Origin of the sequence: Jiangella gansuensis DSM 44835 (assembly GCF_000515395.1) — a bacterium.
GTDB classification, from domain to species: Bacteria; Actinomycetota; Actinomycetes; order Jiangellales; family Jiangellaceae; genus Jiangella; species Jiangella gansuensis.
On record NZ_KI911782.1, the window covers coordinates 3,128,881 to 3,148,367 of the forward strand.

The following is a 19,487-nucleotide window of genomic DNA, read 5'->3' on the forward strand; positions in this document are numbered from 1 at the left end:
GGGTCGTCGAAGCCCTGTACTACACGGGGTGCACCGGGCGCGTCCCCTGCCGCCCAAGCCCGATACGTAGGAGTTGACCCGCGTGCCTGTTCTGCTCGACAAGATCCTCCGTGCCGGGGAAGGCAAGATCCTGAAGCGCCTCGAGGCGATCGCGAAGCAGGTCAGCAGCATCGAGGAGGACTACACCTCGCTGTCCGATGCCGACCTGCAGGGCATGACGGCGGAGTTCCGGTCCCGGCTCGCCGACGGCGAGTCGCTCGACGACCTGCTGCCCGAGGCGTTCGCGACGGTGCGGGAGGCGGCCCGGCGCACCATCGGTCAGCGGCACTTCGACGTCCAGATCATGGGTGGCGCCGCCATGCACCTCGGCAACATCGCCGAGATGGGCACCGGTGAGGGCAAGACCCTCGTCGCGACGCTGCCGTCGTACCTGAACGCGCTCGCGGGCAAGGGCGTTCACGTCATCACCATCAACGACTACCTGGCGCGCTATCACGCCGAGTGGATGGGGCGCATCCACCGGTTCCTCGGCCTGGAGGTCGGCGTCATCCTCAACGGGCTGACGCCGGCACAGCGCCGCGAGGCCTACGCCGCGGACATCACCTACGGCACCAACAACGAGTTCGGCTTCGACTACCTGCGCGACAACATGGCACAGCGGGTCGAGGACCAGGTGCAGCGCGGCCACAACTTCGCCATCGTCGACGAGGTCGACTCCATCCTCATCGACGAGGCCCGCACGCCGCTCATCATCTCCGGCCCGGCCGACCAGCCGACCCGCTGGTACACCGAGTTCTCGAAGATCGCGCAGCGGCTGCGCAAGGACGTCGACTACGAGGTCGACGAGAAGAAGCGCACCGTCGGCGTGCTCGAGCCAGGCATCGAGAAGGTCGAGGACTGGCTGGGCATCGACAACCTCTACGAAAGCGCCAACACCCCGCTGATCCAGTTCCTCAACAACTGCATCAAGGCCAAGGAGCTGTACCGGCGCGACAAGGAGTACGTGGTCAAGGACGGCGAGGTGCTCATCGTCGACGAGCACACCGGCCGCATCCTCGGCGGGCGGCGCTACAACGAGGGCATGCACCAGGCCATCGAGGCGAAGGAAGGGGTGGAGATCAAGCAGGAGAACCAGACCCTGGCGACCATCACCCTGCAGAACTTCTTCCGCCTCTACGACAAGCTCGCCGGCATGACCGGTACGGCCATGACCGAGGCCGGCGAGTTCGACAAGATCTACAACCTCGGTGTGGTGCCGATCCCGCCGAACCGCCCGCTGGCCCGCATCGACCAGGACGACGAGATCTACCGCACCGAGGCGGCCAAGTTCGACGCCGTCGTCGCGGACATCGTCAGCCGGCACCAGAAGGGCCAGCCGGTCCTGGTCGGCACCACCAGCGTCGAGAAGTCCGAGCGACTGTCGCAGCTGCTGCGCAAGCAAGGGGTCCCGCACGAGGTCCTCAACGCCAAGCAGCACGAGCGTGAAGCCGCCATCGTCGCTCAGGCAGGTCGTCGCGGCGCCGTCACCGTCGCCACCAACATGGCCGGTCGAGGCACCGACATCATGCTCGGCGGCAACCACGAGTTCATGGCCCAGGCCGAACTCAAGCAGCGCGGGCTCGACCCCATCGAGAACCCCGAGGAGTACCAGGCCGCCGAGGCCGCCACCCTCGAGAAGCTCGACGCGCAGGTCAGGACCGAACGCGACGAGGTGCGCTCGCTCGGCGGGCTGTACGTGCTCGGCACCGAGCGGCACGAGTCCCGCCGCATCGACAACCAGCTGCGCGGCCGGTCCGGCCGCCAGGGCGACCCGGGCGAGTCGCGGTTCTACCTGTCGCTCGAGGACGACCTCATGCGCTTGTTCAAGAGCGAATGGGTCGAGATGATCATGCGGACGTTCAACCAGCCGGACGACGTCCCGATCTCCCACAAGCGGGTCAGCAACGCCGTCAAGAGCGCGCAGACCCAGCGCGAGGCGCAGATGTTCGAGATGCGCAAGGACGTGCTGAAGTACGACGACGTCCTCAACCGCCAGCGCCACGTCATCTACGACGAGCGCCGCCGCGTCCTGCACGGCGAGGACCTCCACGAGCAGATCACCAGCATGCTCGACGACGCCGTCACCGCCTACGTCCAGGGCGCCACCGCCGGCGGCTATCCGGAGCACTGGGATCTCGACCAGCTGTGGACGGCGCTGAAGACGCTGTACCCGGTCGGGGTCACCGTCGAGGAGCTGGAGAAGGAGGCCGGTGGCCGTACCAGCCTCACTCCGGTCGGCATGACCGAGCGGCTGGTCGACGACGCGCGGGCCGCGCTCGCGCGCCGCGAGGAAGAGCTGGGCAAGGACGTCATGCGCGAGCTGGAGCGGCGCGTGCTGCTGACCGTCCTCGACCGCAAGTGGCGCGAGCACCTGTACGAGATGGACTACCTGCGCGAGGGCATCGGCCTGCGCGCGTTCGCGCAGAAGCAGCCGCTGGTGGAGTACCAGCGCGAGGGCTATGACCTCTTCGCCGCCATGATGGACGGCATCAAGGAGGAGTCCGTCGGTCTGGTCTTCAACCTCGAGGTCCAGGTCACCAAGCCGAGCGCCGAGGCCGCCGAGGCCGAGGTGGACGGCCAGGCCGCCCCGGTGGTCGAGGCCAAGGGGCTGGGCGGCCCGCAGCGGCCGCAGCAGTTGCAGTACACCGCGCCGACGGTCGATGGCGACGCGCGCGTGCAGCGGCAGGTCGAGCAGACCGGTCCGCGGCCGGTGGCTTCCGGCGCGAACGGCGGTCGTGGCGCACACGCCGCCTCCGCCGGCGACGACGAGATCGACTTCAGCAACGTGTCGCGCAACGCCCTGTGCCCGTGTGGCTCGGGCAAGAAGTTCAAGCGCTGCCACGGCGACCCGCGCCACCGCGAAGAGGACTCCACCCAACCTGTCGGCTGACGACGGGTGCTGTTCTCCTGATCGTGGCCTGTCTGACGGTTCCGTCCGCTATCGTCCTGCTTGACGCCCGGTGATCCCGGGTGTCAAGCCTTGGATCGGATCGGCCCCGGACGGCGGATGGGAGGAGCGGCCGCTCACCCGGCCGCGCAGCGCTCATGACACACCGACCAGACAGTCACGACACCGACACAGGATCGTCCCGCTCCGGAATGAGGAAGGCCGTCGCATGGTGTGCGGCGGCCTTCGTCGTGGTCGGGCTCGCCCCGGCAGCGACGGCGGCGGAACCAACGACGGCGACGACGGCCGACGTGCCGAGCGCCGTCATCGCGCTGGGCGACTCGTACTCGTCGGGCTTGGGTTCCGGGGGGTACCAGGACGACTGCGACCGCACACCGCAAGCGTGGGTGCACCTGCTGTTCGGCGGCGAGGTGAGCGACCGGACGCTCCTGGCGTGTTCCGGTGCCACCATCCCCGACGTCGCGGGCCAGGTGGGGCAGCTGGCGCAACTGCCCGGGGCGGGTGACCGGCTCATCACTGTGACCGTCGGCGGCAACGACGCCGGATTCGCCGACGAGCTGGTCAACTGTCTGGTGTCCATCGTCTCCTGCACCAGCCGTGAGACCGCGCTGACGGCCCGTATCGAGGCGCTGCACCAGCCGCTGGTGGAGCTGTACGACTCGATCCAGGCAGCGGCACCTGGTGACGAGGTCATCGTCGGCGGCTACCCGCTGCTGGTACCCGACCCCGCCGTCCGCAGCAACTGCCCGGCGCTGACCGGCCTGCTGTCCACATCCGAGCGGCAGATGATCCGGCGGCTGGGCGTCCTGCTCAACGACGTCGTGGACGAGGCAGCTGCCGCGGCCGGTGTCCGCTCGGCGTCAGCGCAGGTGGAGAGCACGTTCGTCGGGCACGAAGCCTGCGCGAACGGTCTGGACGACTGGCTGTACGGGTTGAAGATCTCGTGGCGAGACAGCGCCTCCGCCGAGACGCCGGCTCCGAGCGCGACCCCGAGCCCGTCGTACCACGCCCAGTGGGCCATCGCGTCGTCGTTCGTGCGCGACTCCTTCCACCCGACCGTCGCCGGGCAGGCCGGCTACGCCTCGGCGTTCGAGGCGGCGTGGGCCGGTAGCTGAGACCGCCGTCCTGACGGTCGCGCGGGTGGCCGCTCGACCACGTCGAACGCGGTGCACAGCCAGCGGTCGTCGACGGCCTCCAGCCGGACGGCGACCGCTCGCACCCGCGTGCCCAACTGCACCACCACGCAGACCTCCGCGACGGTGTCGGTGACCTGGCAACTGCGAATGGTCCGCACCCGCGGCCGGACGGCGGGCGTGGCCACCTGCTCAGCGGCTCGGCGCGCGATCGCCTTGTAGACCGCCTCGTCGGTCCACCGCACCAGCTGTTGGATCGACCGGCGGCCGTGCATGCCCTCCAGAGCGGCCTGGGCCAGCGTGGCGGTCCAGCGCCGCGGGTCGGGGAGGGCTGGGCGCGGGTGCGCGCCGTCCGCCGGGTCCGGGGGTGGCGGCTCCACGAGATCGGCCGAGGCCACCACGGCGAGTGCCAGCGTGCCCTGGACCTGCCCACGGCGTCGGGTGCGCCGCCGCACGGCACCGGCCGGCGGTGCGACGCCGATTTCGTCGTCGAACGGGGGCTGGCTGACCGGCACCGGAAGGCGGCGCAGGGTGCCGCCGGCCTTGGGCGGACCGGTGTCGCGGGCCGGGGTGTGACCGGCGTCGTCCGCGGCTGGACGGCCGGGACGTGCGCCGGCGCTGCTCGTGGTGGCCATCGGGGTCTCCTGTCCGGGGGCCGTCGGGGTCAGCAGGATCGAACCCGCCGGCGCGGGGCGGGGTCAACGGCTTCCGGGACGCGGGCCAGTTGCCCGCCCGGGCGGGCTAACGGGCAAACACGCTCCTTGCCGCTGGGCCGCCCCGACGCCGTTAGCCCCGACGACCGGGCAATCCACGGCCGGTCACACGGTGCGTGGCACGAACGCCTTTGTTACATCATCATTAGGAGATGGAGGCCATTCGTCACACGGGTCGTCGTCGCGGTCCACGGCGAGGCCTGGTGCTCGGCGGAGGCGGGGTCCTCGGCGCGGCGTGGATGGTCGGTGCGCTCAGCGCGATCGAGGAGTCCACCGGCGTCGACCTTCGTTCGTTCGACCACATCGTCGGCACGTCGGCGGGCGCGGTCATGGCCGCGCTGCTCGGCGCCGGGCTCGATGCCGGTCAGCTGCGCGATCACCAGCTCGGCGAACTCGCCGACGGCCCGCTTGCCGACCACGACTGGGACTACGACACCGCCACCGGGGGCTCGCGGCCGCTGCTGCCCCGGCTGGGGGTGGGGTCTCCCGCCCTCGTCAGACGCAATGTGCGGCGCCTGCGCCGGATGCCGCCGACGGCGGTGCTGTCGGCGCTGATGCCGGTCGGCCGTGGTTCGCTGGACGGCGTCGGTGAACTCGTCGGCGCGGTCACGGGGCCGGAAGCCGGCTGGTCGCCGCACCCGGGCGTCTGGATCGTGGCGATGGACTACGAGACCGGCCGGCGCATCCCGTTCGGCCGCCCGGGGGAGCCGCGGCCGTCGTTGCCGCAGGCCGTCATGGCCTCGTGCGCCATCCCGGGCTGGTTCGCCCCGGTCGTCGTCGACGGTCACCGCTACGTCGACGGCGGCACCTGTTCCGCGACGTCGGTGGACCTGCTGGGCGGCCTCGGCCTCGACGAGGTCTACGTCGTGGCGCCGATGGTCTCGTTCGAGACGGACCACCCGCGGCCACTGCTGTCCCGGCTGGAACGGCAGTGGCGACGCCGCTGCACCCGCCGGTGCCTGCACGAGGCGCAGAAGTTGCGTGGCGAGGGTACCGACGTCACCATCCTCGGTCCCGGACCGGAGGACCTGGCCGCCATCGGCGCCAACGTCATGGACACCGGCCGGCGGTTGCGGGTCCTGGAGACGTCGCTGCGGACGTCGGCAACGGCGTTGGCGCGCGGCCGGTTCTGGGCCGACGCTGGTTGACGGGGACCCGTCGGCGATACTGGCAGTGAGCGGGATGACCTCAGCGGGACCGCCCCACGACATCGACCATGACGATCGGAGCTCTGAGTACCATGCCTGGCGCCCTTGATGCCGTGACCAACGTGCCCGCCGCGAAGAACGAGCCGGTGCTGACGTACGCGCCGGGCTCGCCGGAACGGGCCGACCTGGAGAGCGCACTGACCGGCGTCGCTTCCCGCCACCACGAGCTGACCTGCACCATCGGCGGCGACCAGAAGCTCGGCAGCGGCGCGGAAGCCGACGTCGTCCAGCCGCACGCGCACGGGAAGGTGCTGGGAACCTTCCGGCACGCCGGGACCGACGACGCGCAGGCGGCCATCGATGCCGCGCGCGAGGCCGCACCCGGGTGGCGGGCGCTCTCCTACGACGACCGCGCCGCCGTGTTCCTCAAGGCCGCCGAGCTGCTGTCCGGCCCATGGCGGCAGACGCTCAACGCCGCGACCATGCTGGGCCAGTCGAAGACGGCCGCGCAGGCCGAGATCGACGCCGCCTGCGAGCTCATCGACTTCTGGCGGTTCAATGTCGAGTTCGGCCGGAAGCTCCTCACCGAGCAGCCCGTCGCCAACACGCAGGGCATCTGGAACCGGGTCGAGTACCGCCCGCTCGAGGGCTTCGTCTACGCCGTCACGCCGTTCAACTTCACCGCCATCGCCGGCAACCTGCCGACGGCGCCGGCGCTCATGGGCAACACCGTCATCTGGAAGCCCAGCCCCACCCAGCAGCTGGCCGCGCACTACACGATGCGGCTGCTCGAGGCGGCCGGACTGCCGCCGGGGGTCATCAACCTGCTGCCCGGCGACGGCCTGGCGGTCTCCGAGGTCGCGTTGGCGCATCCCGACCTGGCCGGCATCCACTTCACCGGCTCCACGGCCACCTTCCAGAAGCTGTGGCGCACGGTCGGCGAGAACATCGCGTCGTACCGCACCTACCCGCGCCTGGTCGGCGAGACCGGCGGCAAGGACTTCGTACTGGCACACCCCACTGCCGACACCGACGTGCTGCGCACCGCACTGGTGCGCGGTGCCTTCGAGTACCAGGGCCAGAAGTGCTCCGCGGCCTCCCGCGCCTACGTCCCGCGCAGCCTGTGGACCCGGATGCGCGACGACTTCCTGTCGCTCACCGAGTCGCTGAGCATGGGGCCGGTCACCGACCTGTCCAACTTCATGGGCGCGGTCATCGACGAGCGCGCGTTCGCCAAGCACACCGCGGCCGTCGAACGTGCGAAGGCGGACCCGTCGGTCGACGTCGTCGCCGGCGGAGTCCTCGACGACAGCGAGGGCTGGTTCGTCCGGCCCACGGTGATGGAAACCACGGATCCGGAGAACGACGTCCTCACCACCGAGTACTTCGGCCCGCTGCTCGGCGTGTACGTCTACGACGACGCCGAGTTCGACACCGTCGTCAGCCGGATCGAGAACACGTCGACGTACGCGTTGACCGGTGCCATCATCGCGCAGGACCGGACGGCTATCGCCACTACCACAGAAGCGCTACGCTTCGCAGCCGGTAACTTCTATGTCAACGACAAACCAACCGGAGCGGTTGTCGGCCAGCAGCCATTCGGTGGAAGTCGGGCCAGTGGGACGAATGACAAGGCGGGTTCGGTGCAGAATCTTCTACGGTGGACGAGCACGCGTGCCCTGAAGGAGACGTTCGTGCCGCCGACCACGCACGAATACCCGCACATGGGTTGAGCGCACAGCGAACTATGGACATGAGGTGTCAAGCGTGATGGATGACCGGCTGTCGACCAGGCCGTATGTCGCACGAGCGGTGCGGTTGCTCTCCCAGCCCCGGCGGAGCCCGGCGGACGGAGCCCTGGTCACCGCGGTGGCCCTGCGGCTGGCTTCGCTCGACAGCGACAGCGAGACGGCCGAGCGTCTCGTCGCCGCGTCCGACCGGGTCATGGCCGGGGTTGCCGGCCTCATCGGCGAGCAAGCCCCGGCATCGGACTGGAGCGACACCGCCGAGGCGCTGGCGCTCATGATCGCCGGCAGGCCGCTGCAACGCGGCCACCTCATGGCGGCCCGCGCCACGCTGGGCACCGCCGACAAGGTCATCGACTTGTCCGACCGGCTTCGCCGCACTGCCGAGGAGCCCATCGACCGCGACGACCTCGGCCGCGCGCTGGCCATGGCCGTCACCGGCCCGGCCGAGCTGGCAGAGGCACTGCTGGAGCGGGAGAACACCGAGGGCGCTCCGGCGGCCCCGGAGGCTCCGGCTCCACGCCAGCCTGGACGCCGTGCCGGCGCCGCCGAGCGCAACGTTTCGCTGCGGGCACTCGACGGGGGCGTTCCGGGCCGCTGAGCGGTCCAGCCGGCGGCCGCCGCAGCGGTCCCGCCGGCGATGCACCGGCTCAGGCGGCGACGCGGCCGCTCAGCCGGTGTGACATCGGCTCACCGCCGGCCGGCGAGCCAGTCGCGGCCGACCTGCTCCTCGATCTTGGCCGCCTCGGTCAGGCCCTGGTGCACGGCCTGTTCGATCTTGCCGCCGACCAGTGGCAGCGACGCCTTCACCGTCGCCTTGATGGTGACCACGGTGGCGATTCCGTTGGCCGCCAGGCGCATCGTCCCCGTGCACGTGACCGGGGCGCCCAGCATGTCCAGGTCGATGCTGCCGTTGCGTGAACCGTCGGCCGCGGCCGCCTCCCAGATGTCGCGCTGCTTGATGTCGATGGTGTCGCCGACGAACCGGCGGACGAAGTCGGGCACGTCCGGCGGCATGATCCGCTTCAGGTCGATGGTGACGCGGTCGCCGTCGCGGCTGACGTTGACCTCGTGCCGCAGGGCCTTCGCGGCCGTGGTCTTGCGGGCGATGTACGCCTCGTCGGTCAGCATCGCGAAGACGGTCACCGGATCGGCGTCGAAGCGGAGCTCGCTGTACAGGTCCATGGGTCCCAATCCTGGCCCATACGCTGGACGGTGTGACACACGACCACGACTTCAGCGCGGCGGACGCGGCCGTCCAGCCGCCGTCCGCGCGCTTCGGCGAGGACGGTGCCCGGCTCACGTACGGCACCTACCTGCGTCTCTCTGAGCTGCTCGACCAGCAGCGACTGGAGACCGATGCTCACGACGAGCTGCTGTTCATCACGATCCACCAGGTCTACGAGCTGTGGTTCAAGCAGTTGCTGCACGAGGTCGAGGCCGCCCGCGACGCGATGTTCGCCGACCGGCTGTGGTGGGCGCGGCATCTGCTGAAGCGGGTGCACGAGATCGAGCGGATCCTTGTCGAACAGGTCGGCGTACTGGAGACCATGACGCCGCAGGACTTCCTGCAGTTCCGCGCCCAGCTGGCGCCGGCGAGCGGCTTCCAGTCGGTGCAGTTCCGTGAGCTGGAGTTCATCTCCGGGGCGAAGGACGAGGCGTTCGTGCAGCGGTTCCGCGGCCTCACCGACGACGAGCGGGCCCGGTTGCGTCGCCGGCTGGACGAGCCGACCCTGTGGGACGCGTTCCTCGCGGTCCTGCGCGCCCGCGACCTGCCCTCGGGCTCCGACGAGGAGCTGGCCGCGTCGCTGCGGCTGGCCGCCCACGACCGCGCCGAGCACGGCGACGTGTGGGAGCTGGCCGAGGCGTTGCTGGCGCATGACGAGATGGCCGCGGGCTGGCGGGCCCGGCACGTCACCATGGTGGAGCGCATGATCGGCACCAAGACCGGCACCGGCGGGTCGTCCGGTGCCTCGTACCTGCGCAGCCGGCTCGACCTCCGCTACTACCCGCTGCTGTGGGAACTGCGGTCCTGGCTCTAGCCGCCCCGGCCGGAAATGATCACGTCCACCATGGGTGTGTTCGCCTCACCAGGCATGCATCCATGGTGGAGCGTGAGCACCCATGCCGGACGTGATCATTTCCAAGGCGAGGGGATGATCATGAAAGCGGGGGTACGGGGAGCGTAGGAAAGCGCGAACCACTAGTGTCTGAGGCGTTCCGCACAACGGCGTGTGGGGTGTAGCCCCGGGGGTTGGAAAGATCATGCGTAATCGGCTCGACGAAGCCAAGTCCGAGCTTCTCGCCAAGGCCGCGCTCGTCGGCGATCGTGGGCACCGTGGGGACGACGAAGCGTTCCTCCGCCGCTATTTCCGGCATGTCGCCGCCGAGGACCTCGTCGATCGCGACGTCATCGACGTGTACGGGGCGGCCGCCTCGCACCGGCGCTCCGCCCAGCACCGTCCGCAGGGCACCGCCGTCGTCAACGTGTACACCCCCACCATCGACGAGCACGGGTGGGCGTCGGGTCACACCATCGTCGAGGTCGTCATCGACGACATGCCGTTCCTGGTCGACTCCGTCACGATGGCGCTGGCCGAGCACGACCACGCGATCCGGCTGGTCGTGCACCCGCAGCTGGTGGTGCGCCGTGACATCACCGGCCAGTTGGTCGAGATCTGCGACCTCAACGAGAACGACCCGCGCCGCGACCCAGACACCATCGTCGAGTCGTGGATGCACGTCGAGATCGACCGCACCGACGACCCCGAGGACCAAGCGGCCATCGAGCGCCTGCTGGGCGATGTGCTCCGAGACGTCCGGGAGGCCGTGGAGGACTGGCCGCGGATGCGCCAGCGCGCGACCGACATCGCCGACGAGCTGGAGAAGCCGCCCTCGTCCATTGCGCAGCCGGAGGTCGACGAGGCGCGTGAGCTGCTGCACTGGCTCGCCGACGACCACTTCACGTTTCTCGGCTACCGCGAGTACGTCCTGGACAAGGTCGAGGGCGAAGACGTGCTGCGCGCGGTCACCGGCACCGGCCTGGGCATCCTGCGCTCCGATCAGGACCTGTCCGGCTCGTTCGCGAAGCTGCCCCGCGAGGTGCGCGCCAAGGCGCGCGAGAAGCGGCTCCTGGTGCTCACCAAGGCCAACTCCAAGGCGACGGTGCACCGTCCCGCCTACCTCGACTACGTGGGGGTGAAGACGTTCGACGATGCCGGCGAGGTGGTCGGGGAGCGGCGCTTCCTGGGGCTGTTCTCGTCGGCGGCGTACACCGAGAGCGTGATGCGCATCCCGGTGCTTCGGCGCAAGGTGCAGGAGGTCATCGAGCAGGCCGGGTTCGCGCCGTCGGGGCACTCGGGCAAGGACCTCCTGCAGGTGCTGGAGACCTACCCGCGTGACGAGCTGTTCCAGATACCCACCGGCGAGCTCCTGCCGACGGCGCTGGCCGTCGTACATCTGCAGGAACGCCGGCACCTGCGGATGTTCATCCGCCGCGACGACTACGGCCGGTATCTGTCCATCCTGGTCTACCTGCCGCGCGAGCGGTACAACACCGACGTCCGCGAGCGCATCCAGCGCATCCTGCTGGCCGCGACGGAGGGCGACTCCATCGACTTCACCGCCCGGCTCGGCGAGTCGGTGCTGGCCCGGTTGCACTTCGTCATCCGGATGCGCCGCGACCAGGAGCTGCCGGAGATCGACGTGCCAGGGCTGGAGAAGCAGCTGGTCGCGGCCACCCGGTCGTGGACGGACGAGCTCTCCGACGCGCTGGTCGAGCAGGTGGGGGAGGAGGCCGCGGCGAAGCTGCTGCGCCGCTACCGTGGCGGCTTCCCGGAGGGCTACAAGGAGGACTTCCCGGCCCGCACCGCCGTCGCCGACGTGCGCCGCCTGGAGGAACTGCCCGACGACGACGGCCTCGGCATGAACCTCTACCAGCCGGTGGGCGGGCTGGCCACCGAGCGGCGGTTCAAGATCTACCGCACCGGCACGCCGATCTCGCTGACCCAGGTGCTGCCCATCATGTCGCGGATGGGGGTCGAGGTCGTCGACGAGCGGCCGTACGAGATCGTGCGCCGCGGCGGGGACGGCGAGTCCTCCGCGTGGATCTACGACTTCGGGCTGCGCTACCAGGGCCTGCGGGCGGCCGACGCCGACCGGCTCAAGCTGCTGTTCCAGGAAGCGTTCCAGGCGGTGTGGCGTGGCGACGCCGAGAGCGACGGGTTCAACGCGCTGGTGCCGCAGGCGGGGCTGTCATGGCGGCAGGCCTCGATCCTGCGGGCGTACGCCAAGTACCTGCGCCAGGCGGGGTCGACGTTCAGCCAGAACTACCTGGAGGAGGCGCTGTCCGGGCATGTCGAGGTGGCCCGGATGCTCGTGGAGCTGTTCGAGGTCCGGTTCGACCCGGACCGTTACGCCGCCGACGACGACGGGCGCGCCGCCCGTCAGGCCGCGGTCGAGCAGGTGACCGAGCGAGTCGAGGAAGCGCTGGACCAGGTGGCCAGCCTCGATCAGGACCGCATCCTGCGCTCGTTCCTGCGTCTCGTCAACGCGACGCTGCGCACCAGCTACTACCGGCCGAGCGTGGGCGGCCCGCAGACCGTCACCAGCTTCAAGCTCGATTCCCGGTCACTGCCTGACCTGCCGGAGCCGCGGCCGAAGTACGAGATCTGGGTGTACTCGCCTCGGGTCGAGGGCGTGCACCTGCGCTTCGGCGACGTCGCCCGCGGCGGTCTGCGCTGGTCCGACCGGCGCGAGGACTTCCGCACGGAGATCCTCGGACTGGTGAAGGCGCAGGCGGTGAAGAATTCCGTCATCGTGCCGGTCGGTGCCAAGGGCGGCTTCGTCGGGAAGCGGCTGCCCGACCCCGGCGTCAACCGGGAGGCCTGGCTGGCCGAGGGTGTCGAGTGCTACAAGACGTTCATCCGGGCAATGCTCGACATCACCGACAACCGGGCGGCCGACCGCAGCATCGTCCCGCCGCCGCAGGTGGTCCGCCACGACGGCGACGACCCGTACCTGGTGGTCGCGGCCGACAAGGGCACAGCGTCGTTCTCCGACATCGCCAACGACGTGTCCAGAGAGTACGGGTTCTGGCTCGGCGACGCGTTCGCGTCGGGCGGCTCGGCCGGCTACGACCACAAGGCGATGGGCATCACGGCCCGCGGCGCCTGGGAGTCGGTCAAGCGGCACTTCCGGCAGTTGGGCCGGGACATCCAGAGCGAGGACTTCACCGTCGTCGGGGTCGGCGACATGTCCGGCGACGTGTTCGGCAACGGCATGCTGCTCTCGGAGCACATCCGGCTGGTGGCGGCGTTCGACCACCGGCACATCTTCCTCGACCCCGACCCGGATGCGGCGACGTCGTACGCCGAGCGCCGGCGCCTGTTCGAGGTGCCGCGGTCGAGCTGGAGCGACTACAAGACCGAGCTCATCAGCCCTGGTGGCGGGGTGTTCCCGCGCACCGCCAAGACCATCGAGCTGAGCCCCGAGGTCAAGCGAGCACTGGGCATCGACGAGCAGGTGGCGGCCATGACGCCCCAAGAGCTCATGCACGCCATCCTCACCGCGCCGGTCGACCTGCTGTGGAACGGCGGCATCGGCACGTACGTCAAGGCGTCGACGGAGACGCACGGTGACGTCGGCGACAAGGCCAATGACGCCATCCGGGCCGACGCCGCCGAGCTGCGCTGCAAGGTGGTGGGCGAGGGCGGCAACCTGGGGTTCACCCAGCGTGGCCGCATCGAGTTCGCTCTGCGGAGTCCAGAGGGTGGTCGAGTAAATACGGATGCCATCGACAACTCCGCCGGGGTCGACACCTCCGACCACGAGGTCAACATCAAGATCCTGCTCGACAGCGTGGCCCGGGCCGGTGACCTGACCGACAAGCAGCGCAACCAGCTGCTGGCGCAGATGACCGACGAGATCGCCGACCTGGTGCTGGCCAACAACTACGGCCAGAACGTCGCGCTGGCGGAGGAACTGGCCCAGGCCGCCAACCTCGCGCACGTGCACCGTTCGTACCTGTCCAAGCTGGAGGGCAAGGGTCTGCTCGACCGCGCGCTCGAGGCGCTGCCCACGGACCGGCAGATGGCCGAGCGGGTCACCTCCGGCAAGGGCCTGACCAGCCCGGAGCTGTCGGTCGTCCTCGCGTACACGAAGAACCTCATGTACGAGGACCTCCTGGCCAGCGACATGCCCGACGACCCGTACCTGGGTGCCGCGCTGCACGCCTACTTCCCGACGGCGTTGCGCGAGCAGTACCCCGGCCCGATCGACGAGCACCCGCTGCGCCGCGAGATCATCACCAACGTCGTCGTCAACGAGTTGGTGAACACCGCAGGGACGACGTTCGCGTATCGGCTGGGCATGGAGACCGGCGGCACCGCCGACGACCTCGCCCGGGCGCACACCGTCGCCGGTGTGGTCTTCCGGATCCCGGAGCTGATGGCCGCGGTGCAGGAGCTGGACAACGCCGTCGCCGACGACGTCCAGATCCGGATGCGGCTGGAGGGCCGCACCATCGCCGAACGGGCCACTCGATGGCTCACGGTCAACCGGCGCCCGCCCATCGACATCGCCTGGCAGATCGGGTTCTTCGAAGAACCCATCGCGCGGCTGCTGGTGGCGTTGCCGGAGGTCCTGGTCGGCCGCGAGCTCGACCTGTTCCAGGAGCGGCAGGCATCGCTGCGGGAGGCCGGCGTCCCGGCGCCGCTGGCCACCCGGGTCGCGGTGCTGCCGCCGGCCTACTCCGGCCTCGGCATGGTGGAGAACTCGCTCGCCACCGGCACCGACCTGCTCGAGGTGGCGCGGGTGCACTTCACCCTCGGTGCGTTCCTCGAACTCGGCCGCCTGCTGGAGCGCATCATCTCGCTGCCGCGCCACGACCGGTGGCACACCATGGCCCGGGCGGCGCTGCGCGACGAGCTGCATGCGCTGCAGGCATCCCTGACGGCGCAGGTCATCCAGCACACCGACGAGGACGCCGAACCGCAAGCCCGGGTGGAGACGTGGGCGGGTCAGGACGAGGTGGTCGTCGCGCGCACGCAGGAGATCCTGCGCGAAATCGTCGACAGCGACAGCTTCGACCTCGCCCGGCTCTCCGTGGGGTTGCGCGCCGTGCGTGGCCTCCTGCGCCCGGACGGGTCGTAGAACCGCCCCCGCCCGGCCCCGGGCCTTGCCGCCACCCGACCGCCTCCGGTCGCCACGGCCCCGCCCGGCCGACCCCGACCCCGTTGATCTTGGAGTTTGCGCGGAATCAATCGGGCATTTCGCCCCGCGATTGCGCGGAAACTCCAAGATCAACCAGGTGCGATCGGGTGGAGCCAGGGTGGGCTCAGCGGGTGGTGGCGAGCTCCAGGTCCGCGCCCGGCTCGCCCGGCCCGGCCGGAGCGTTCGCCGCCGGCAGGTACACCTCGGGGCGGCCCTCGACGTGCAGCTGCGGCAGCCGGCGCTCCAGCCAGCCCGGCAGCCACCAGTTCGCCCGGCCGATCAGGTGCATCACGGCCGGCACCAGCAGCATCCGCACGACGGTGGCGTCGACGAGGATGGCCGCGGCCATGCCGACGCCGATGACCTTGAGGAAGACCTCCGGGCTCGGGATGAACGCCGCGAACACCGCGATCATGATGGCCGCCGCCGCGGTGATGACCCGCCCCGTTCCGGCCAGGCCTTCGACGATGGCGCGGGCGTTGTCGCCGGTGCGGGTCCATGCTTCGCGCATCCGGCTGATCAGGAACACCTCGTAGTCCATGGACAGCCCGAACAGCACCGCGAACACCAGCACGGGGATGAACGCCGGCATGGGAGTCTCGGTGTCGATGCCGATGAGCTGGCCGGCCCAGCCGCCCTCCAGCACCAGCGCGACCACGCCGTACGCGGCCGCGACGGACAGCAGGTTCATGGCCGCCGCCGTGATCGGTATGACGATGCTGCGGAACGACACCAGGAGCAGCAGCATCGACAGCGTCACCACGCCGCCGATCAGCAGCGGGAGCCGTTCGGCCGTGTTCTCGGTCGAGTCGATGGAGGTGGCTGTCACGCCGCCGACGTGCACGTCCAGCCCGGTCGCCGGCAGGACGTCGTCGCGCAGGGTGTGGATGAGGTCCTCGGTGGCGGCGTCCTGTGGACCGCTGTCGGGGAGGACGGTGAGCATGGCCGCGTCGCCGGCGGGGTTGACGGCAGCGGGCAGGACGGCGGCGACCCCGTCGGTCGCGGCGACCGCCTCGCCCAGCGCCGGCAGCGCGTCCGTGTCCGACGGCGACTGCAGGTCCGTGACCAGCAGCAGCGGGCCGTTCGCACCCGGACCGAAGCCCTCGGAGAGCAGGTCGTATGCCTGCCGCGACGAGCGGTCGGCTTCGTTGTTTCCGGCGTCGGGGAACCCGAACCGGACGCCCAGGAACGGCGCGGCCAGCGCGAGCAGTAGCCCGACGCCGACGACGGTGGCGATGATGCTGTGCCGGTCGATCAGCCGGCCCCACCGCAGCCAGGCTCGGGACGGTTCGACGTGGCCGCCGGCGGCGAGGGTGGCCGGACGCCGTCGTCCCCATGGCAGCCGGAGCCGGTCGACCCACGAGCCGAAGAACCCCAGCAGCGCGGGGAACAGCGTCGCGGCGGCGGCCATGACCACCAGGACGGCCGCGATGGTGACCAGCGCCGCGCCCTGCATGAACGTCAGACCCATGGCGAACAGGCCGAGCATGCTGACCATGACGGTGCTGCCGGCGACCATGACGGCACGCCCGGCGGTGTCGAGGGTGGCCACCGTCGCTCGCTCCGTCTCCAGCCCGGCGGCGCGCCATTCGCGGAAACGGGTGACCATGAGCAACACGTAGTCGATGCCCAGCGCGATGCCCATCATCGTGGCCAGCGCCGTCGACCAGTCCGGCACGTCGACGACGGCTGCGATCAGCCCGGTGAGCATGCCGCTGAGTGCCAGTCCGGCGACGGCCACCAGCAGCGGGAGCCCAGCGGCCACCACCGATCCGAAGGTGATGAGCAGGATGACGGCGGCGGCCGCCATGCCGATGGCCTCCGAGCCGATCTCACCCTGCTCGGCCAGTGCGATGCTCTGGCCGCCGAGAGCGACCTCCAGTCCGTCGCGTTCGGCGGCGTCGGCGGCAGCGATGAGCCGCTCGGTGTCCTCGACCGGCATCGCGTCGGGGTTGGGGACGTCGAGGTTGGCGCGGGCGACGAGGATGTCGCCGTCCGCGGAGATGCCGCCGGGAACGGCGTACGGGTCCTCGACGGCGGCCACGTGCGGCAGCCCGCGCAGCTCGTCCAGGAGCGCCGTCACGTCGGCCTGGATCTCTGGGTCGGTCACCGGGCCGTCGGCGTGGACGACCACGTCGACGGTGTCGCCGGACTGCGTCGGGAATCGAGCTTCCAGCAGGTCCTGGGCCTGCCGGGAGTCCGAGCCAGGGGCGGAGTAGTCCGCCGCGAAGTCGCCTGCGTAGGCCGTCGACAGCCCGACGGCGGCGGCGATGGCCACCAGCCAGGCGGCGACGACGCGCCAGCGGTTCCGGAAGGAGACCCTGGCCAGCCTGCCCAGGAGACCCGGCCCGGGCGGTGGGCCGTCGGATGTGGTCGTGAAGTGGTTCATCGTGCAGTCCCTCGAAACGTCGCGTGACTACGGTGACGTGGCGTCATTGCCGTTATGAGTCGTAACAAACACGATGGCACTGAACTTGTCAAGAGCCTTAACGTCTGTGACGATGCTTAACGGAACGGTCGTGCGAGGAGGTGTACATGGTCGGCGAGGAAGCCGGCGCCAGCGGTGACCCGGAACGGGCCCCGTCGCGGCGGGAACGCGCCCGGGCGGCGACGATCGAGGAGATCAAGCAGGCAGCCCTGAGCCTGATGCGCGAGCAGGGCACCACCGATTTCCGGTTCTCCGACATCGCCCGGCTCATGGGTATGACCGCGCCCGCCCTCTACCGCTACTTCGCCGACCGCGACGAGCTGATCACCGCCATGATCGTCGACGCGTACGACGACCTCGGCCGGGCCGTCGCGGAGGCCCGTGACGAGGTCCCGACCGACGATCCGGGCAACCGGTTCGTCGCTGTCGCTCAGGCGTACCGCCGGTGGGCCCGGGACGAGCCGGAGCGGTTCGCGCTCATTCTCGGGCTACCGGTCCCGGGCTATCACGCGCCCGAGGAAGGTCCCACCACTGAGGCCGCCCGGCGCGCGATGGCCCAGCTCAAGGCGCTGTTCTTCGAGGCCGCCCAGCAGGGTTTGCTACGGCCGCCGCTGTTGCGGGACGTCTCCGACACCGTGACGACATTCCTGGCCACCTCGCCCGGCCCCGAGGTCGAGGCGAAGGTCGCGCCGCCGGAGTTCATCGACGGCCCGCCGGTGCCGCCCGCGACGTTCCAGGCCATGATGCACTGCTGGGCGAGCATGCACGGCTTCGCCAGCCTCGAGGCGTACGGCCATATGGAATGGCTCCCCGAAGAGGTGCGTGAGGCGATCTTCCAGGCGAGCGTCAGCACCGTCGCCGCCGTCGCCGGCCTGCCCGATCCCCGCCCGGCGGACTGAACTGGCGAGGGTAGACCGGCCATGAGGGCGTCGGCCCCAATAGCGCGTACCCTTGTGCGACGTGGCAGTACGTGACTTCGACGCCGAGATCGCCGACCTCTCCCAGACCCTGTCCAGCATCGAGCAGGTTCTCGAGCTGGACAAGATGCGCGAGCGCATCACCGACCTCGAGGAGCACGCCGCCGCGCCGGACCTCTGGGACGACGTCGAGAAGGCGCAGCAGGTCACCAGCCAGCTGTCGTACCTCCAGGCAGAGCTGCGCAAGGTCACGGAGCTGCGTCAGCGCATCGAGGACCTGCCGGTCATGCTGGAACTCGGCCGCGACGAGAGCGACGCCGACGCCATGGCCGAGGTCGAGCGTGAGATCGACGACCTGCGCAAATCCGTCTCCGACCTCGAGATCCGCACTCTGCTGGCGGGGGAGTACGACGAGCGCGAGGCGGTCGTCACCATCCGGGCCGGTGCCGGTGGCGTCGACGCCGCTGACTTCGCCGACATGTTGCTTCGCATGTACCTGCGCTGGGCCGAGCGGCACGGCTACAAGACCGAGGTCCTCGACACGTCCTACGCCGAAGAGGCTGGCCTGAAGTCGGCGACGTTCGAGGTCAAGGCGCCGTTCGCGTACGGCACGCTGTCGGTCGAGGCCGGTACGCACCGGCTGGTGCGCATCTCGCCGTTCGACAACCAGGGCCGCCGGCAGACGTCGTTCGCCGCGGTCGAGGTGATCCCGCTGATCGAGCAGACCGATCACATCGACATCCCGGAGTCCGACATCCGCATCGACGTGTTCCGCTCGTCCGGGCCGGGCGGGCAGAGCGTCAACACCACCGACTCCGCCGTGCGCATCACCCACCTGCCCACCGGGACCGTGGTGTCGATGCAGAACGAGAAGTCGCAGATCCAGAACCGCGCGGCCGCCATGCGCGTGCTGCAGTCGCGGCTGCTCCTGCTGCGTCGTGAAGAGGAGCAGGCTCAGAAGAAGGAGCTGGCCGGCGACGTCAAGGCGTCCTGGGGCGACCAGATGCGCTCCTACGTCCTGCACCCGTACCAGATGGTCAAGGACCTGCGCACCGAGCACGAGGTCGGCAACCCGCAGGCCGTGTTCGACGGCCAGATCGACGACTTCCTCGAGGCCGGTATCCGCTGGCGCATGCACGAGCAGGCCGGTTCGTCGTCGTGACCGCGACCCGTCGAATGGGAACCTTCGTGGTGACTCGCCACGTTGGTTCTCCCAGCGCCGGGACACCGGCGGACGTACACTC

Annotated in this window: 12 protein-coding genes; 9 read left to right on the forward strand and 3 right to left on the reverse strand. The window is 70.2% G+C overall.

The window, feature by feature from the left end:
- Positions 1 to 82 precede the first annotated feature (82 nt).
- Both secA and JIAGA_RS0115020 read left to right on the forward strand, forming a co-directional pair.
- The gene (secA, locus tag JIAGA_RS0115015) at positions 83 to 2,929 is read left to right on the forward strand and encodes a preprotein translocase subunit SecA (RefSeq protein WP_026876298.1); all 2,847 of its coding nucleotides are present in this window, start codon (positions 83 to 85) and stop codon (positions 2,927 to 2,929) included.
- Positions 2,930 to 3,138: 209 nt separating this feature from the next.
- A complete protein-coding gene (locus tag JIAGA_RS0115020; RefSeq protein ID WP_026876299.1) occupies positions 3,139 to 4,062 on the forward strand; it encodes a GDSL-type esterase/lipase family protein in 924 nt (307 codons plus the stop codon).
- On the opposite strand, the gene JIAGA_RS33185 is transcribed toward JIAGA_RS0115020, so the two are convergent.
- Entirely contained in the window at positions 4,023 to 4,715 is a 693-nt protein-coding gene (locus tag JIAGA_RS33185) for an Rv3235 family protein (RefSeq protein WP_051426120.1), read from the reverse strand. The two genes, JIAGA_RS0115020 and JIAGA_RS33185, sit on opposite strands and share 40 nt — an antisense overlap.
- Before the next feature lie 230 nt (positions 4,716 to 4,945).
- On the opposite strand from JIAGA_RS33185, the gene JIAGA_RS29970 reads away from it, so the two are divergent.
- The 3 genes from JIAGA_RS29970 to JIAGA_RS0115040 all read left to right on the forward strand — a co-directional run bounded on the left by JIAGA_RS29970 (position 4,946) and on the right by JIAGA_RS0115040 (position 8,287).
- On the forward strand, positions 4,946 to 5,941 hold the full coding sequence (locus JIAGA_RS29970; RefSeq protein ID WP_084469699.1) for a patatin-like phospholipase family protein: 996 nt from the start codon (positions 4,946 to 4,948) through the stop codon (positions 5,939 to 5,941).
- A 92-nt stretch (positions 5,942 to 6,033) separates the two neighbouring features.
- The gene (gene pruA, locus JIAGA_RS0115035) at positions 6,034 to 7,674 is read left to right on the forward strand and encodes an L-glutamate gamma-semialdehyde dehydrogenase (RefSeq protein ID WP_035814362.1); all 1,641 of its coding nucleotides are present in this window, start codon (positions 6,034 to 6,036) and stop codon (positions 7,672 to 7,674) included.
- 34 nt (positions 7,675 to 7,708) lie between these two features.
- A complete protein-coding gene (locus JIAGA_RS0115040) occupies positions 7,709 to 8,287 on the forward strand; it encodes a hypothetical protein (protein WP_157553193.1) in 579 nt (192 codons plus the stop codon).
- A gap of 89 nt (positions 8,288 to 8,376) precedes the next feature.
- Here JIAGA_RS0115040 and JIAGA_RS33190 read toward each other — a convergent pair whose 3' ends face one another.
- Positions 8,377 to 8,871, reverse strand: coding sequence for a DUF2505 domain-containing protein (locus tag JIAGA_RS33190; RefSeq protein ID WP_051426122.1), 495 nt, complete (start codon positions 8,869 to 8,871; stop codon positions 8,377 to 8,379).
- A gap of 32 nt (positions 8,872 to 8,903) precedes the next feature.
- Here JIAGA_RS33190 and JIAGA_RS0115050 point away from each other — a divergent pair, with 32 nt between their 5' ends.
- Together JIAGA_RS0115050 and JIAGA_RS0115055 are read left to right on the forward strand one after the other, a co-directional pair.
- Positions 8,904 to 9,728: a tryptophan 2,3-dioxygenase gene (locus JIAGA_RS0115050; RefSeq protein WP_035812565.1), complete on the forward strand. Its 825-nt coding sequence runs from the start codon at positions 8,904 to 8,906 to the stop codon at positions 9,726 to 9,728.
- Between the two features lie 223 nt (positions 9,729 to 9,951).
- Positions 9,952 to 14,838, forward strand: coding sequence for an NAD-glutamate dehydrogenase (locus JIAGA_RS0115055; protein WP_026876303.1), 4,887 nt, complete (start codon positions 9,952 to 9,954; stop codon positions 14,836 to 14,838).
- A 184-nt stretch (positions 14,839 to 15,022) separates the two neighbouring features.
- Here JIAGA_RS0115055 and JIAGA_RS29980 read toward each other — a convergent pair whose 3' ends face one another.
- Positions 15,023 to 17,287, reverse strand: coding sequence for an MMPL family transporter (locus JIAGA_RS29980; protein ID WP_051426123.1), 2,265 nt, complete (start codon positions 17,285 to 17,287; stop codon positions 15,023 to 15,025).
- A 146-nt stretch (positions 17,288 to 17,433) separates the two neighbouring features.
- Between JIAGA_RS29980 and JIAGA_RS29985 the strand changes: the two genes are divergently transcribed.
- On the forward strand, positions 17,434 to 18,225 hold the full coding sequence (locus tag JIAGA_RS29985; protein ID WP_157553195.1) for a TetR/AcrR family transcriptional regulator: 792 nt from the start codon (positions 17,434 to 17,436) through the stop codon (positions 18,223 to 18,225).
- Positions 18,226 to 18,286: 61 nt separating this feature from the next.
- Positions 18,287 to 19,405, forward strand: a complete 1,119-nt coding sequence (gene prfB / locus JIAGA_RS0115070; protein WP_026876304.1) for a peptide chain release factor 2 — start codon at positions 18,287 to 18,289, stop codon at positions 19,403 to 19,405.
- Positions 19,406 to 19,487 lie beyond the last annotated feature (82 nt).